This window comes from Pseudomonas sp. St316, from assembly GCF_018325905.1.
GTDB lineage: Bacteria > Pseudomonadota > Gammaproteobacteria > Pseudomonadales > Pseudomonadaceae > Aquipseudomonas.
In genome coordinates, this window is the sequence record NZ_AP021901.1 from 6352324 (window position 1) to 6368325 (window position 16002).

Below are 16002 nucleotides of genomic sequence, written 5' to 3' on the forward strand. Positions count from 1 at the left end.
GGACACTTGAAACTAAGAATCCATATCGCATCTGTATGCCAATGGAGGGCCATTTTTAAGTGTCTTACGACCGTTGGTACAGCCGCTACGGGCGAGCACTATCAAAAATATTAAAGCCGCCATCGGTTTCATATTTGCTCCAGTTCGTACGAGCCTGATACTTTGAATTATTAGTTCACCGAGCATTCAGGCTTGTATGGATCGATGGAGCATTTGTGTGCTAGCTGCGGATCTCTTTTTGGAATCATCGGAATCGTCAAAGGATCTCGGCATTCGCCATACACACATCCATATATTGAAACCAGTACAACCACTGCCATTAGTATTTTCATACACGCTCCTGTTTTTCGGAGAGCCTAGACCCATGGCTTGCCGCGCTCTATCGCCTGCTTCCGGTTAAAGGGTGGGACGTTTCTGATATATCACCGAGGCATGTAGGACGTCAGCAATCCGTGGCGAGGGAGCTTGCTCCCGCTCGGCTGCGAAGCAGTCGTAAACCTGCGGGTGCGGTGTGTCTGATGTTCCGCATCTGGCAGGTTTGGGGCCGCTTCGCGGCCCAGCGGGAGCAAGCTCCCTCGCCACGGGTTTGTCGATTGCCTTGAGTGGGCAGTATTAGGTTGTTGAGCCGCGTCTTTTCTACCTGACTGTTACTGAGTCTTTGTCTCAGTAGTCGCCGCCGGCTTGGCGGCGGATTTTTTCACCGGTTCAGCCTTTTTCACCGGCGCCTTGGCCGGGGCTTTTTTTGCCGGGGTCTTGGCTGCCGGTTTCTTTGCCGCTGGTTTGGCCGCCGCTTTCTTGGCTGGCTCAACCTTCGCCGGGGCTGGTGCAGGTGGTTCCACCGGTGCAGGCGCAGGAGCGGGAGCAGGCGTCGGTGCTGGCGGCGCAACCGGCTCTGGTGCCTTCGCTGGCTCCGGCTTCTTGTCGTCATCCGAACCACCAAACAGGTTGGTGAAGAAGTTGCCCTTCTTCGCTGCCACCGCGCCCGCCGCCGCTGCCGTTGCAGCCGGAACGACCTTGGCCGGTTCGAACGACTTGCCTGCCGCCAGGTCTTCAACCTGGCTGGCCGCCCGCTGGCCGCTGCGCAACGCGCCTTCCAGGGTGCCCGGGTACAGGGTGTCGGTGTGTTCGCCGGCAAAGGCTACGCGCTGTAATGGCTTTTCCCACAGGCGCCAGTACTTGCTGATCTGGCCCGGACCGAAGGCCAGGTACGCGCCGCCCATGGACGGGTCGGTGCTGTAGCGGCGGATTTCATAGCCAGTGAACGCACCACGGGCCTGTGGATAAAACGCGTGCAAGCGGATCAGTACCTGATCGACCATCTGCTTGTCGCCGAACGCCTGCATCACCCGGGCGTTGTCGCCGGACAGGTTGATGACCACGTTGGCACCGCCCTTCAGGGCCGGCTCGATCCACATCATGCCCAGGCCAGCGTTGCTGTAGATCTCGCCGGACATGCGCGCCTTGCTGTCCCAGACCGGGGTCTTGAACTTGAGCATGATCTGGTCGCGCCAACCGTAGTTGGTGCCCTTGATCGCACCCTGGTGCTGGGCATCGAGGGCCGGGGTCAGTTGGATCTTGTTCAGTGCCCGCAACGGCACGGCCAATACCACGTAGTCGGCCTGGTAGCCGACGCTGCCGACCTTGACGGTCACGCTGTCCTTGTCCTGGGAAATCGCCGATACCGGCGAGTTGGTCTTGATGGTCTTCAGTTGCTTGACGAACGCCTGGGCCAGGGTAGGACTACCGCCCAGCAGGCGCGAGGCTCGCAGGTCGCGGTCGGACACGCCGCGATAGACGCGGTTCTGCTGGGCGAAATACAGCAGCGACAGGCGCGAAGGCTCGTCATAACGGGTGCGAATCTCCTGGTTCACCAACTGCCGCGCCGTCGCCGGCAGTTGCAGGCGGTCGAGCCAGTTGGACACGGTGATCTGGTCCAACGCGTGCAGCGTGCTGGTCGCCGCCGGGTTCTGCGGGTCTTCGATGGAGCGCGCCAGGTCGTCCAGGGTGGTTTCGTAGCGTTTGAGGGCTTCGGCGGTGGCCGGCTGCTTGGTCGCCAGGTCCGCGGCGGTGAAGTAGGTGCCGTCGATCAGATAGCTGGGGGTACGCACGAATTCCGGGGCCGGCGTGGTGCTCAGCTTGAAGGTAGAGACGTATTTGTTCAGCACCGGCTGGGTTTTCTCGTTGCCGATCCACTCGCTGGTGGCCATGCCCGACCGACCGCCCAGGTCCGGCTTGGCTTCCAGCAGCGTCACGCCCCAGCCTTTGTTCTGCAACTCATAGGCCGCCGTGAGCCCCGCCAGGCCGCCGCCAATGACGATGGCCGTCGGTTGTTTGTCCTTGGCCAGCGCCGAAACGCTGAACAGCCCTATCATCACCAGCGCACAGGCGCGCAGCCAACCAGCAGACATTCAACGAACTCCGGATTAAAACGTAGGAAATTTCAGTTTTCGAGCCAGGCGGCTCTCGGTTTTTCGAGCCAGTCGGCTCAGGGAACGGCGAAGAATACGTCAGCCATCAAAACGCCGCCAGCGACGTCTATCGCCTCGTTCAAAGTCGTGGGAATGACACAATGGGTTGTCCGCAGGGCCGCCATTGCATAGGCTTGCGCGATTGTTTTGCCCGCGCCCGCCGCGAGCCGCCTCGAGGAGACTGTAAATGGGCCTGAATAACCAGTGGATGCAACGCGACCTCGCGGTGCTATGGCATCCCTGCACCCAGATGAAAGACCACGAACAGCTGCCGCTGATCCCCATCAAGCGCGGTGAAGGCGTGTGGCTGGAAGATTTCGAAGGCAAGCGCTATCTCGATGCCGTCAGCTCCTGGTGGGTCAACGTGTTCGGCCACGCCAACCCGCGCATCAACCAGCGCATCAAGGACCAGGTCGATCAGTTGGAGCATGTGATCCTCGCCGGTTTCAGTCATCAGCCGGTGATCGAGCTGTCCGAGCGCCTGGTGAAGATGACGCCCGAAGGCCTGACCCGGTGCTTCTACGCCGATAACGGCTCGTCCTGCATCGAAGTGGCGATGAAGATGAGCTTTCACTACTGGATCAATCGCGGTCGACCGGATAAAAAGCGCTTCGTCACCCTGAGCAACAGTTACCACGGCGAAACCATCGCGGCGATGTCGGTGGGTGACGTGCCGCTGTTCACCGAAACCTATAAAGCGTTGCTGCTGGACACAATCAAGGTGCCGAGCCCCGACTGCTACCACCGCCCTGAAGGCATGGGCTGGGAAGAACATTCGCGCAACCTGTTCGTGGCCATGGAACAGACCCTGGCCGAGCACCACGACACGGTGGCGGCGGTGATCGTCGAACCGCTGATCCAGGGCGCTGGCGGCATGCGCATGTACCACCCGGTGTACCTGAAGCTGCTGCGCGAGGCCTGCGACCGCTACGGCGTGCATCTGATCCACGATGAAATCGCCGTCGGCTTTGGCCGTACCGGGACGATGTTCGCCTGTGAGCAGGCCGGCATCACGCCGGATTTCCTCTGCCTGTCCAAGGCCCTGACCGGCGGTTACCTGCCGCTGGCCGCATGCGTGACCACCGACGAGGTCTACAGCGCGTTCTACGACGACTACCCGACCCTGCGCGCCTTTCTGCATTCCCACAGCTACACCGGCAACCCACTGGCCTGCGCGGCGGCCCTGGCGACGCTGGACATCTTCGAAGAAGACAACGTCATCGAAAACAACCAGGCCCTGGCCCAGCGCATGGCAAGCGCCACCGCGCACCTGGCCGACCACCCGAATGTGGCCGAAGTGCGCCAGACCGGCATGGTGCTGGCGATCGAGATGGTCAAGGACAAGGCCAGCAAAACCGCTTATCCGTGGCAGGAACGGCGCGGCCTGAGCGTGTTCCAGCATGCCTTGGAGCGCGGTGCCTTGCTGCGACCGCTAGGCAGCGTGGTGTATTTCCTGCCGCCGTATGTCATTACCCCCGAGCAGATCGATTTCCTCGCCGAAGTGGCCAGTGAAGGCATCGACATTGCCACCCGGGACAAGGTCAGCGTGGCGGTGCCGAAGGACTTCCACCCGGGTTATCGCGATCCGGGCTAAGCCAGGGCCACCGCCATCGCGGGCAAGTCTTGCTCCCACAGTTGATTCGCATACGCCTGGGAGCAAGGCTTGCCCGCGATGAGGCCATCAGCCTCAACCCTCCTCTTTTTCTTTCAGAGACTCCACATGAGACTGTCCCGCTTCTTCATCGACGCGCCCCTGAGCCTCGGCGACCACGAACTGCCTGAAGCCCAGGCCCACTACATCGGCCGAGTGCTGCGCATGGCCGAAGGCGATGCGGTGCAGGTGTTCGACGGCTCGGGCCAAGAGTTTCGCGGCACCCTGGCCGAAGTCGGCAAGAAACGCGTGCGGGTGCAATTGGACGAGCAGTTCGCCGGACAGGCTGAGTCGCCGCTGCGCATTCACCTCGGCCAAGGCCTGTCCCGAGGCGAGCGCATGGATTGGGCGATCCAGAAAGCCACCGAGCTTGGGGTCAGCGAGATCACGCCGATTTTCAGCGAGCGCTGCGAAGTGCGCCTCAAGGACGAGCGCGCCGACAAGCGCCTGCTGCACTGGCGCCAGGTGGCAATCAGCGCCTGCGAGCAGTGCGGGCGCTCGAGCGTGCCGCTCATCCACCCGCCGCTGTTGCTGGCTGACTGGCTGAAGCAGACCGAGGCCGAACTGAAGCTGGTGCTGCATCCGGTGGCCGAGCCGCTGCTCAGCCATGACAAACCGTCGACACTGGCGTTCCTGATCGGTCCCGAAGGCGGCTTGTCAGACACCGAAGTCGAACAGGCCAAGGCCGCCAGCTACCACGCCGCCCGCCTCGGCCCTCGCGTGCTGCGCACCGAAACCGCGCCGGTGGTGGCGCTGGCGGTGGCGCAGCAGTTGTGGGGGGATTTCTAAGTCAACTGCAGGCCCCCTGTGGGAATCAACTGCAGGCCCCATGTGGGAGCGAGCTTGCTCGCGATTGCGGTTTAACACTCAACATGGATACCGACTGATCCACCGCCATCGCGAGCAAGCTCCCTCCCACAATGGATCAACGGCGTCCAGGCGTCAGAGCACATAGAACAAAATCGCCACGAAGTGCAACAGACTGCCGGCCATGACAAACAGGTGCCAGATGCCATGGGCGTGGCGCAGCCGCTGATCGAGGGCAAAAAAGACTATGCCGACGGTGTACAACACGCCCCCGAGGCCAACCAGGCGAACCCGGCGCTGCCCAGGGCCGCCAGCAGCGGCTTGACCGCCACCAACACGATCCAGCCCATCACCGCGTAGATGACGATCGACAGGATCCGCGCTTCGGAACGCGGCTTGATCTCCTGCAAGATCCCGATCAGCGCCAACCCCCAGACGATCCCGAACAAACTCCAGCCCCACGGCCCGCGCAGGGTCACCAGGCAGAACGGGGTGTAGCTGCCGGCAATCAACAAGTAGATCGAAAAATGATCGACCTTCTGCATGATTGCTTTTTTGCGCCCGCGCACGCTGTGGTAGACCGTCGAAGCGCTGTATAGCACCAACAAGGTGAACCCGTAGATCGCCACGCTGACGATCTTCCACGGATCACCCGCCATCCCGGCGATCACCAGCAACCACACCGCCCCGATAAAAGCCGCCACCGCACCGACCAAGTGGGTCCAGGCGTTGAGTCGTTCCCCGTGATACATCCACTACCACCTCACATTTCGAAACAGGTGCCAAGGCTCAGGCCTGGCGCTTGAAAGTGCAATGCTTTGCTTCCTGTGAGAGCAAGGCTTGCCCGCGATGCAGGTCACTCGGTTTCTGCAAACCGAGTCGCCTGTTTCGCGAGCAAGCTTTGCTCCCACAGGGCACAATCGGGCAATACGAATAAGAGTCCGCCCCATGCTGATCGACGAAGAATTGACCCTGAAAAAGCTCGAGGTGTTCCTGGCCTTCATGCGCACCGGCAACCTGGCGCGGGCGGCGGCCGAGTTGCAGACCAGCAACGTCAGCGTGCACCGGGCCATTCACTCGCTGGAAAGCGCCTTGCGCTGCCCGCTGTTCAAGCACGAAGGCCGCAACCTCACGCCGCTGGAGAGCGCCTACGTACTGGAAGAGCGGGCACAGAAGCTGATCCAGGACGTGGTCGAAAGCGTACGCCTGACCCGCGAAGCCGCCGGGTTCTCTGCCGAACGCTTCAAGCTGGGCTCGCTGTATTCGCTGACGGTCAAGACCGTGCCGCAGTTGATCATGGGCCTGAAAATCCGCCGCAGCGAACTCAATATCGACCTGATCCTGGGATCGAACATCGACCTGCTGTACAAGCTCAAGAACATGGAGGTGGACGCGATCCTGATTTCCCTGGACGAAAGTGTGAACGACCCGGATTGTGAGCATATCGAGCTGTTTTCCGACGACATCTTCCTCGCCACGCCAGCTGACTCACCCTTTGCCCAACGCACTGAAGTCGACCTGGCCGAGGTGCGCGGCGAGACGTTCATCACCTTGACCCAGGGTTTTGCCACGCACCAGGACGGTATTCGGGTGTTCAAGCAGGCGGGGTTCGAGCCGAAGGTGGCGATGCAGGTCAACGACATCTTCACGCTGCTGAGCATGGTCAGCTCAGGGGTGGGTTATGCGCTGCTGCCGGGCAGGATTGCGGCGGTGTATGAAAACCGGGTGAAACTGATCCCGTTGCAGGAAAAGTATCGATTGCAGCAGCACATTGGCGTGGTGTTCCTGAAGGCCAAGGAGCGGGATCCGAACCTGTTGGCGTTGTTGGCCGAATGCAGGATGTACGCCAATCGCCAGGTTTGAAACCGAGTCGCCCTCATCGCGAGCAAGCTCGCTCCCACAGGGGATTTGTGAACACCGATCCAATGTGAGAGCGAGCTTGCTCGCGATGAGGACAGCCCACTCAGCGAAAATCCAAAGCCTTAGCCCATCAACCCCCGCATGATCAGGAACAACAACGAAGGCCCCAACAAGCATCCAAGTGCCGTATAGAACGCCGCCGTCAGGCAACCATAGGGCACCAGCTTCGGATCGGTGGCCGCCAGCCCGCCAGCCACGCCGCTGGAGGTGCCCATCAGGCCGCCAAAGATCACCGCGCTGCGTGGATTGTTCAGGCCAATCAACGGCGCCACGAACGGCGTCGCGACCATCACCAGGATCGCCTTGATCAACCCGGCGGCAATGGACAGCGCCATGACCTCGGAACTGGCGCCGATCGCCGCGCCGGTGACCGGCCCGACAATGTAAGTCACCGCCCCCGCGCCGATGGTGGTCAGGCTCACCGCATCGGTGTAACCAAAGGCCATTGCGACTCCGACACCGGCAATGAACGAGGTACCCACCCCGACAAACAGCGCCAGCACCCCGACGAAACCGGCGCGCTTGAGTTCTTCGACACTCACGCCAAACGCCGTGGCGACAATGGCAAAGTCCCGCAGCATGGCGCCGCCGAGCAAACCAATCCCGGACAGCAACGGAATGTCCACCACGCCTTTCTGCCCGCCAGTCATCGCACCGCCGATGTACGACAGCACCAACCCCAACAGAATGGCGATGGCCGAACCGTGCAATCGGCCTTTAGTGAACGTGTTGCTGATCCAGTAGGACACCCACATGGTGATGCCGACAATCGCAAAACCACTGATCAGGCCGTAACCGGTGATGACTTTCATCATGGATTCGTACATGGCAATCACCCGACCGTCTTCACGGAAACATCAGCTTGGGGATCTTTGTTGCCAATGCGCACCAGCACCGGCACCAGCGCAAAGGCAATTACCACCGCCAGGGTCCCGGCCAGGATCGCCATCGGCCCGCCTTTAAGGGCGCCGTAGACGTTTTGCTGCGCGGCCATCGCCACTACGATCGGGATGTAGATTGCGCTCCAGAATTCCACACCGGCCTCGGACTTGCCCTTGAACAGGCCGCGCTTGCTCAGGTAACTGCCCAGGCCGATCAACAGCAGCATCGCAATGCCGACACCGCCGACATTAGCGGGTACGCCGATCAATTTGCCCAGCAGCTCGCCGATAAAAATACCCGTCAGGGTACAAAAGGCCAAAAATGCCACACCGTAGATAATCATTGTTGTAGTCCTCAAAGTGCATCGTCGAAGTTGTTGTTTTTGTGCTTCGCCAGCTTGAGTCGGTGGTCTAGGGTTGGCGGCTTCCCTCCTCACGCAACAGCGCCTGCAAGGTATCGAGCCGGGCACCGTCGAAGGCCATGACAGTGCCTTGCTCGAACACCCGGCGCGCCAGAGCGGTCAGCACCGCACCGGGCGGCAGTTCGATTTGCAGCCTGACGCCGCGCTCATAGGCGCTTTGCACCGTGCCGCGCCAATCGACGACGCGGCACATGTTGAACGCCAGGTCGTCGCGCAAGGCCTCGGTGTTGATGACCGGGCGGGCGCGGCTGCCGCTGAGATAGCCCAAGGCAGGTACTTTCAACGTCACATCAGCGAACGCTTGGGCCAATAACCGCGCAGGGATCTCCAGCAACGGGCAATGGGACGGCACGCTCACCGCCAGCCGGCACGCCTTCCCGGCACCCAGGCTTCGCGCTTGTTTGGCAACGTTGCTCATTGCCTCGTCGCTGCCGGCAATGACCACCTGGTTATCGGCATTGATGTTGGCCAGATAGACCGGTGTGCGGTCGCTGTGCACCTGGGCCAGCAAAGCTTCCACTGCCGCGAGGTCCAAGCCGATGATCGCGGTCATGCCGTAGCCTTGCGGATACGCCTGCTGCATCAACTCGCCGCGCAGGCTGACCAACCGCAACGCATCGTCAAACTCCAGCGCACCGGCCACCACCGCCGCCGGATAGGCACCGATGGACAATCCCGCGACGTAATCCGGCGCGGGGGCCTGTTGCAACAATCGACGGGCCGCCGCCACGCCTGCGATCAGCAGGCACAACTGCACGGCGCGGGTCGATTGCAAGGCCTCGGCACTGTCCAGTTGCAAGACGTCTTCGCCCAGGACCTCCCCCGCCTCAGCCAGGATCTGTGGCGCCAAGCCATGGAGCATGCCCACGCGCTGCGCACCTTGGCCGGGAAAGACCAAGAGGCTGCTCACGCGACCTGCTCCGATGAAGGCTGCCAAGGATCGTTCACCAGCCGGGCCTGAACCTCATCCTTGAGCAAGACCCGCCGCGACGAACCCGCCCATTCACGCAGGGCCACCGCGCCCCAAGGCGTTTGCAACTGCATGTCCACGGCGCATCCCGAGGTCTCCAGTTGCGCCAGCAAATCCCTGGCCTGGAGACGATCCAAAAAGCGCGGCGTACGCAGGATCAAATCCAGGTCACTGCGTTCATGCAGCGCCTCGACACCGGTGGCGAGCTCGAACCCGGCGCTGCCGCTGACACCCCAGGTCCAGCCACTGGCATCGAGCAGCGGACGCAGTCGGGACAGCGCTTGCAGGGCTGGCAATTCGCGAGTCGAGGCAACGTGACAAAGGTCTTCTGGCCTGACGCGATGGGAAATCGCCGCGATCGCCATCGACGTCGCATAACGCTGCTCGCGCAAGCGACCACGCACGCCGACCGCGATTCGATCCGGTGCTGTCAGCGAGCGCCGAACCACCACCGGTTGGCCGGCAGTGATCGACTCGACCACCCATGCCGGCGCATCCGCCGCCAACTGCTGCGGGGTCATCCCCCACAGCAGATCATGGGCCAGAAACGCGGTCACCACTGCGCTCTCAGCAGTTGGCGAACCCTGCTCGACGCGACGCGGTTGTACGCACCCAGACGTCCGCTCAGATCTCGCGGCCCCGCCTCTACATCTTCAATCGCCTGGAGCAGACACTCCGTCACCCGCGCCAGATCCTCCGCCAACGGCTGTTCAACCTGCTCCACCGACAAGGTTTCCCAGAGCAAACCCAGGCTGGCAAAACTGTCGATGTCATAGGCCATCGGCGGCACGCTGGCGGCCAGGGCTTCAAGTTCCTCGACGCTGCGCAGGGTCACACGTGCCGCTGAGGCCTTGCCCATGGCGTGGACCATCACGCCCGGGTCGCGCAGGGCGATCAGTCGGTTGGCCTGATAACCGTGGGCCAGGAACGCCCCCGACATGGCCTTGCCTACCAGCAAGCCGATCACCGGATGCCCGGCCAATCGGGCGCGGGCATAGCTGTCGGCCGCCCCGGCCAAGGCCTGATGAATGCCCAACGCTTCTTCGCGTCGGCCATAGGCCTGGCTCGGTACATCGACAATGGCGATCAACGCACGCTTGTGGGGAGCATCGCGGTCGGCGTCGATGGCCTCGTCCACCGCCTTGGCCAGGCCCCAGCCCTCCAGCAAACCGACTTCGCCGTTGCGCGCACGGGGAAACCGACTCTCGGGATCCGCCACCACCGCCAGCAGGCGCACGCTCTGCTCACCCAACCTGACGTCAGCGACTTTCAACGAAGCCGGCAAGCCTTCCAGCGGTTTGGCGTCGCCACCCAAGGCCTCGAACCAGCGCAAGCCTCTCAATGAATAAGAACTCATGGGCGTTCTCCCTGATACAGCTGACGAACCGTCGCCGGTTCGATTTGCACGTCAGTGTCCAATCGGGCCAGGCGCTGCAGGAACAGCTCGGCCTGGCCACTGCGGTGTTGCGCGGGAACGCCCAGGTGCATCAACTGGCCGACCTGTTGGCGGATCTGCGCCACATCATCGGCGACGTAACGGTCCACCAGCCCACTGGCGAAACGTTGTTCACCGCCAGTCAGGCTCCAAATGAACGGCCGGTCGCGGGAGTCGTATTCATCGATCCCGGCCTCCTGTTCGATCACCTGTGGGCCGTTCAGGCCCAACCGCGCTTCCTGGGTCACCAGCAGATAACTGCACAGCCCGGCGGCGATGGACATGCCACCAAAACAGCCAACGCTGCCGGCCACCACGCCGACCACCGGTTGGTATTGGCGCAAGTCGACAATCGCCGAATGAATCTCGGCAATCGCCGCCAACCCGAGGTTGGCCTCCTGCAAACGCACGCCGCCGGTTTCCAGCAGCAATACGGCGCGGGTCGGGATGCCCTTGCGGTTGTCCTCGGCGGCCAGTTCCAGCGCACCGGCAATCTTCGCCCCGCCGACTTCGCCGAGGCTGCCGCCCTGGAACGCGCCTTCGATGGCGGCGATCACCACGGGCAGGCCATCGAGCGTGCCCTTGGCGATCACCACGCCGTCGTCGCTTTGCGGCACCACGCCCTGACGCAACAGCCACGGCGACATGACTCGCTGGAACGGGTCGAGCAGTTCACGGAACGTGCCGTCATCGAGCAAGGCCTTGGCCCGTTGCCGGGCGCCGAGTTCGACGAAGCTGTGCTTGTTGAGCAACGCTGCACTGTCAGTCATGGCCGATCTCCTCGAAGCCTTGCTCCAGGCGCAAACGCACCACGCCGGGGGTGGCGCCGAAATCGTGGATGTCGATAGACAAGGCCGGCGGTGTCTGGCCGTCGAACATGCGGGCGAACAGATGCTGCCAACGTTGTTCACTGCCGTTGACCGAGGTCTGCACCTGGATGGTCAGCTTGCCCGCCAGCCCTGGTTCGATCAGCACTTCCAGGTCACCCGAGCCGACACAGCCCACCAGCGCCCGGCCCCGTGGCGGCTGCCCGGCGGGGAATTCAAAGGATAAGGTTTCCATCAGCACACTCCAGGGAAGAGGCCATCGCCGCGTTCGATACGGTCGAGAAACAGGCAGGCGGCGAGCAAGTCGGCAGCGCCGCCGGGCGAGGCGTTCAAGGCAATCAGTTGTTGGTCCAGCGCGTGCAACTGGCGGCGACCGCTCAGGCTCGCACTGCCGCCCGCATCGAGTACCGCTTTGGCACCGTGCTGCATGGCCAGCAGGCCTTTTTCACCCGCACGGTAAAGCACGCAGGTGTCGGCCAACGTGGTCATGATCGCCAGCAGGGCATCGAGCCGAGCGTTCTGCTCACCCGCGCCCGCCGCGCGGCTGCGCTTGAGTTGCGGCAAGCCCAGGCCGGTGACGGCCGGGAACGCCAATTGCGCTTCTTCCCGGGCACCGCGCACGCCGTAGCGTTGGGCTACCTGGGCGCCATGGCTCAAAGGTTGCGGCGCGTAGCGGTCGTTGAGCAAGGCCAGGCGGGCAGCACGTAAAGTCACGGCACCCGCGACGCTGGATTCAGGTTCCAGCGCGGCCGCAGCGACCAGCAGGCCCAAGGCCCAGATCGCCCCTCGGTGGGTGTTGACGCCGCCAGTGGTGGCGAGCATCGCCGCTTCCCCCTCACGGCCAATCCGCCCAAGGGCTTCGCGCAGCGGCAAGCCGATCTCGCCACAGCCAAGGGCGACTTCGGCCATTTCCTTGAATGCGGGCCACAGCGACAGCGCCGAGGCATGCATCAGGCCCAGGTGCAGATCGGTGTGGGCGCCATTGCCGCGCCGGTCCACCAAGGCTGGCTTGGGTGACAGGTCGGCTTCGTCGATCAGCGCATCCACCGCCATATCCGCCAGGCGCTCAGCCAAGGACAGTTTTTTCGGTTGCAGGTTGAAGGCGTGCATTTACCAGCTCCTGAACTTGGCGGGCGGGTTGTAGAGGCCACCGGACCACTCCACCAGATCGGCCACGCTCTTGGCCGCGAGCAGCTCGCGGGTGGCGTCGGTGCGGCGGATACCGAGGTCTTCGGGCAAGGCGATCAGCCCTTCGCGGCGCATGCGCGCGGTGTCTTTCGGGTTGTGGCGCAGGCCGATGGCGGTGACGCCGGCCACGGCGGCGATCATTGCCTGGCGCTCCTCCAGGGAGCGGGCCTTGTACAGGTAGGCGATACCCTCTTCGGTCAGCAGGTGGGTGACGTCGTCGCCGTAGATCATGATCGGCGCCAGGGGCATGCCGGCCTTCTTCGCCACGTCCACCGCGTCGAGGGTCTCGACGAACGTCGGCTTGCCGCCCTCCTGAAAGGTCTCGACCATCTGCACCACCAGCTTCTTGCCACGCTCCAGCAGCGGCGCCTCGCCGTCGCCGTGACGCATGTCGAGCCAGGCCGGCGTGCCGTGACGACGACCGCGTGGGTCGTGGCCCATGTTTGGCGCACCGCCGAAACCGGCCAATCGGCCACGGGTGACGGTGGAGGAATGGCCGTCACCATCGACTTGCAGAGTCGCGCCGATGAACAGGTCCACCGCGTATTGCCCGGCCAGTTGGCAGACCATGCGGTTGGAGCGCAGCGAACCGTCGCGGCCGGTGAAGAACACATCCGGCCGCGCGGCGATGTAATTTTCCATGCCCAGTTCAGTGCCAAAGCAATGCACGCTTTCGACCCAGCCGCTTTCGATGGCCGGGATCAGGGTTGGGTGGGGATTGAGGGTCCAGTTGCGGCAGATCTTGCCCTTCAGGCCGAGGGATTCGCCGTAGGTCGGCAGTATCAGTTCGATGGCGGCGGTGTTGAAGCCGATGCCGTGATTGAGGGACTGGACGTTGTGTTTTTCGTAGATTCCACGGATCGCCATCATCGCCATCAGCACGTGCACAGGCTTGATGTGACGCGGGTCGCGGGTGAACAGCGGCTCGATGTAGAACGGCTTGTCGGCCACCACCACGAAATCGACCCAGGACGCCGGAATATCCACCCGTGGCAAGTCGCTGACGTCGTCCACCAACTGGTTGACCTGAACGATGACGATGCCGTCGCTGAAGGCCGCCGGCTCAATCAGCGCGGGGGTGTCTTCGGTGCTCGGGCCGGTGTAGATATTGCCCGCGCGGTCGGCCATGAAACCGGCCGAGAGCACCACGTTGGGAATCAGGTCCACCACCAGCCGGGCATAGAGTTCGATGTAGGTGTGGATCGCGCCGATTTCCAGCAGGCCATCTTCGAGCAACTGGCTGATGCGCAGGCTCTGGGTGCCGGCGAAGGAAAAATCGAGTTTGCGGGCGATGCCACGTTCGAACAGGTCCAAGTGTTCGGAGCGGCCGACACTGGGCATGATCATGTGCAGATCATGCAGCTTCGAAGGGTCGACCTTGGCCAGTGAGCGCGAGAGAAAATCCGCCTGCTTCTGGTTGTTACCCTCCAGCACCACACGATCGCCCGGCAGGATCAACGCCTCCAGCGCGGCAACGATCTTGTCGGTGGGCAACACCACACCGTCGGCAAGCCCCTTCACCAGCTCGAGACGCCGCTGCTTTTCGCTGCGCCGCCGCGTCCAGCGCGAGTCGGGGGATATTGTTGTTGTCATGACCACTCCACGGGTTCGCTGTCGTGAGGGTCACATTAGGAGTGTTGGGGAGAGGCATCAATCAAGCTTAGCGGCGGATCGTTACGGTTGGAGTAATGGTTTGCGAACCCGGCCCTTGTGGCTGGATTCGAATTCTGTGGCGAGGGGATTTATCCCTTCGCCACAAGAGTGCGTTCGACTTTAGCGCGGGTCGACAATGTCCAGCGCCCGATGGGCCGAACCTTCAAGGTCGAAAGCCAACTCGTTGAGCATGACGGGTGGCAGCCGTACGCAGGTTGGAACCGGGGTAAACGAGCCCGACAGACCCGAAGATCTCCCGCGCACAGCGGCCATAACGAAAGCATGGTCAAAAAACGACCGCAAGCATACGAAGGGCGCTTTCGCGCCGTCTACTTATCGGTTTTCCAAGCCCGGCCGCTGAATTTGCAACGACGGGAACGGTTAGCGATAGCCCTTCCCACCCGGCAACCGCCAGAGCTCGTCGGAAAAATCTGCTTGAACCTGGAAGGGTGTCCGACCATTCCCACAAACCCTGGTCGGCTGTCAGGCCGCCATCGCGAGCAAGCTCGCTCCCACAGAGGTTTTTGGTCGTTTATAAGGTCAGTGTCCACCGCCGATCCCTGTGGGAGCCGAGCTTGCTCGCGATAGCGGCGGGCCTGCTTGCATCAATGCTGAATGTGCCGCCGCCTTCGCGAGTAAGCCCGCTCCCACAGAGGTTTTTGGTCGTTTATAAGATCAGTGTCCACCGCCGATTCCTGTAGGAGCCGAGCTTGCTCGCGATAGCGGTGGACCTGCCTGCATCAATACTGAATGTGCCGCCGCCTTCGCGAGCAAGCCCGCTCCCACAGAGGTTTTTGGTCGTTTATAAGATCAGTGTCCACCGCCGATCCCTGTGGGAGCCGAGCTTGCTCGCGATAGCGGTGGGCCTGCTTGCATCAATCCTGAAGGTGCCGCCGCCTTCGCGAGCAGGCTCGCTCCCACAGAGGTTTTTGGTCGTTTATAAGATCAGTGTCCACCGCCGATCCCTGTGGGAGCCGAGCTTGCTCGCGATAGCGGTGGGCCTGCTTGCATCAATCCTGAATGTGCCGCCGCCTTCGCGAGCAGGCTCGCTCCCACAGAGGTTTTTGGTCGTTTATAAGATCAGTGTCCACCGCCGATTCCTGTAGGAGCCGAGCTTGCTCGCGATAGCGGTGGACCTGCCTGCATCAATGCTGAATGTGCCGCCGCCTTCGCGAGCAAGCCCGCTCCCACAGAGGTTTTTGGTCGTTTATAAGATCAGTGTCCACCGCCGATTCCTGTGGGAGCCGAGCTTGCTCGCGATGGCGGTGGGCCTGCCTGCATCAATGCTGAATGTGCCGCCGCCTTCGCGAGCAAACCCGCTCCCACAGAGGTTTTTGGTCGTTTATAAGATCAGTGTCCACCGCCGATCCCTGTGGGAGCCGAGCTTGCTCGCGATAGCGGTGGATCTGCTTGCATCAATGCTGAATGTGCCGCCGCCTTCGCGAGCAAACCCGCTCCCACAGAGGTTTTTGGTCGTTTATAAGGTCAGTGTCCACCGCCGATCCCTGTGGGAGCCGAGCTTGCTCGCGATAGCGGTGGGCCTGCTTGCATCAATCCTGAATGTGCCGCCGCCTTCGCGAGCAGGCTCGCTCCCACAGAGGTTTTTGGTCGTTTATAAGATCAGTGTCCACCGCCGATCCCTGTGGGAGCCGAGCTTGCTCGCGATAGCGGTGGGCCTGCTTTCAATGCTGAATGTGCCGCCGCCTTCGCGAGCAGGCTCGCTCCCACAGAGGTTTTTGGTCGTTTATAAGATCAGTGTCCACCGCCGATTCCTGTAGGA

The 16002-nt window shown here is 62.3% G+C and carries 13 protein-coding genes and 1 pseudogene; 3 read left to right on the plus strand and 11 right to left on the minus strand.

The features are described 5' to 3' along the window. Positions 1-647: 647 nt before the first annotated feature. On the minus strand, positions 648-2408 hold the full coding sequence (locus KI237_RS28330) for a flavin monoamine oxidase family protein (protein WP_212797968.1): 1761 nt from the start codon (positions 2406-2408) through the stop codon (positions 648-650). A gap of 247 nt (positions 2409-2655) precedes the next feature. Between KI237_RS28330 and KI237_RS28335 the strand changes: the two genes are divergently transcribed. Together KI237_RS28335 and KI237_RS28340 are read left to right on the plus strand one after the other, a co-directional pair. Then, positions 2656-4062: an adenosylmethionine--8-amino-7-oxononanoate transaminase gene (locus KI237_RS28335; RefSeq protein ID WP_212797969.1), complete on the plus strand. Its 1407-nt coding sequence runs from the start codon at positions 2656-2658 to the stop codon at positions 4060-4062. Between the two features lie 126 nt (positions 4063-4188). Continuing rightward, positions 4189-4908, plus strand: coding sequence for a 16S rRNA (uracil(1498)-N(3))-methyltransferase (locus KI237_RS28340; protein ID WP_212797970.1), 720 nt, complete (start codon positions 4189-4191; stop codon positions 4906-4908). 153 nt (positions 4909-5061) lie between these two features. On the opposite strand, the pseudogene trhA reads toward KI237_RS28340, so the two are convergent. Continuing rightward, a pseudogene (gene trhA, locus KI237_RS28345) lies at positions 5062-5678 on the minus strand (PAQR family membrane homeostasis protein TrhA). A gap of 196 nt (positions 5679-5874) precedes the next feature. Between trhA and KI237_RS28350 the strand changes: the two are divergent. Continuing rightward, a complete protein-coding gene (locus tag KI237_RS28350) occupies positions 5875-6789 on the plus strand; it encodes a LysR family transcriptional regulator (RefSeq protein WP_212797971.1) in 915 nt (304 codons plus the stop codon). A gap of 119 nt (positions 6790-6908) precedes the next feature. Here KI237_RS28350 and madM read toward each other — a convergent pair whose 3' ends face one another. The 9 genes from madM to mdcA form a co-directional block, all read right to left on the minus strand. Next, a complete protein-coding gene (gene madM / locus KI237_RS28355; protein ID WP_135847602.1) occupies positions 6909-7673 on the minus strand; it encodes a malonate transporter subunit MadM in 765 nt (254 codons plus the stop codon). 5 nt (positions 7674-7678) lie between these two features. Then, on the minus strand, positions 7679-8071 hold the full coding sequence (gene madL, locus KI237_RS28360) for a malonate transporter subunit MadL (RefSeq protein ID WP_212797972.1): 393 nt from the start codon (positions 8069-8071) through the stop codon (positions 7679-7681). A gap of 67 nt (positions 8072-8138) precedes the next feature. Next, positions 8139-9059, minus strand: coding sequence for a malonate decarboxylase subunit epsilon (mdcH, locus tag KI237_RS28365; RefSeq protein ID WP_212797973.1), 921 nt, complete (start codon positions 9057-9059; stop codon positions 8139-8141). Then, entirely contained in the window at positions 9056-9676 is a 621-nt protein-coding gene (locus tag KI237_RS28370) for a malonate decarboxylase holo-ACP synthase (RefSeq protein WP_212797974.1), read from the minus strand. The genes mdcH and KI237_RS28370 overlap by 4 nt, the downstream gene beginning before the upstream one ends. Continuing rightward, complete coding sequence (mdcE, locus tag KI237_RS28375; RefSeq protein WP_212797975.1) at positions 9673-10476, minus strand: biotin-independent malonate decarboxylase subunit gamma; 804 nt, start codon at positions 10474-10476, stop codon at positions 9673-9675. The genes KI237_RS28370 and mdcE overlap by 4 nt, the downstream gene beginning before the upstream one ends. Beyond that, positions 10473-11324, minus strand: a complete 852-nt coding sequence (locus KI237_RS28380; protein WP_212797976.1) for a biotin-independent malonate decarboxylase subunit beta — start codon at positions 11322-11324, stop codon at positions 10473-10475. The genes mdcE and KI237_RS28380 overlap by 4 nt, the downstream gene beginning before the upstream one ends. Beyond that, positions 11317-11616, minus strand: coding sequence for a malonate decarboxylase subunit delta (locus tag KI237_RS28385; RefSeq protein ID WP_003206454.1), 300 nt, complete (start codon positions 11614-11616; stop codon positions 11317-11319). The genes KI237_RS28380 and KI237_RS28385 overlap by 8 nt, the downstream gene beginning before the upstream one ends. After that, on the minus strand, positions 11616-12491 hold the full coding sequence (locus KI237_RS28390; protein ID WP_212797977.1) for a triphosphoribosyl-dephospho-CoA synthase: 876 nt from the start codon (positions 12489-12491) through the stop codon (positions 11616-11618). The genes KI237_RS28385 and KI237_RS28390 overlap by 1 nt, the downstream gene beginning before the upstream one ends. Continuing rightward, a complete protein-coding gene (gene mdcA / locus KI237_RS28395) occupies positions 12492-14162 on the minus strand; it encodes a malonate decarboxylase subunit alpha (protein WP_092150706.1) in 1671 nt (556 codons plus the stop codon). Positions 14163-16002: the final 1840 nt, after the last annotated feature.

Coding starts and splice junctions, on each gene's coding strand:
- KI237_RS28340 (WP_212797970.1), top strand. CDS start 4,189: ATGAGACTGTCCCGCTTCTTCATCGACGCGCCCCTGAGCCTCGGCGAC.
- KI237_RS28330 (WP_212797968.1), bottom strand. CDS start 2,408: ATGTCTGCTGGTTGGCTGCGCGCCTGTGCGCTGGTGATGATAGGGCTG.
- mdcA (WP_092150706.1), bottom strand. CDS start 14,162: ATGACAACAACAATATCCCCCGACTCGCGCTGGACGCGGCGGCGCAGC.
- KI237_RS28380 (WP_212797976.1), bottom strand. CDS start 11,324: ATGACTGACAGTGCAGCGTTGCTCAACAAGCACAGCTTCGTCGAACTC.
- KI237_RS28350 (WP_212797971.1), top strand. CDS start 5,875: ATGCTGATCGACGAAGAATTGACCCTGAAAAAGCTCGAGGTGTTCCTG.
- madM (WP_135847602.1), bottom strand. CDS start 7,673: ATGTACGAATCCATGATGAAAGTCATCACCGGTTACGGCCTGATCAGT.
- KI237_RS28335 (WP_212797969.1), top strand. CDS start 2,656: ATGGGCCTGAATAACCAGTGGATGCAACGCGACCTCGCGGTGCTATGG.
- madL (WP_212797972.1), bottom strand. CDS start 8,071: ATGATTATCTACGGTGTGGCATTTTTGGCCTTTTGTACCCTGACGGGT.
- mdcE (WP_212797975.1), bottom strand. CDS start 10,476: ATGAGTTCTTATTCATTGAGAGGCTTGCGCTGGTTCGAGGCCTTGGGT.
- KI237_RS28390 (WP_212797977.1), bottom strand. CDS start 12,491: ATGCACGCCTTCAACCTGCAACCGAAAAAACTGTCCTTGGCTGAGCGC.
- KI237_RS28385 (WP_003206454.1), bottom strand. CDS start 11,616: ATGGAAACCTTATCCTTTGAATTCCCCGCCGGGCAGCCGCCACGGGGC.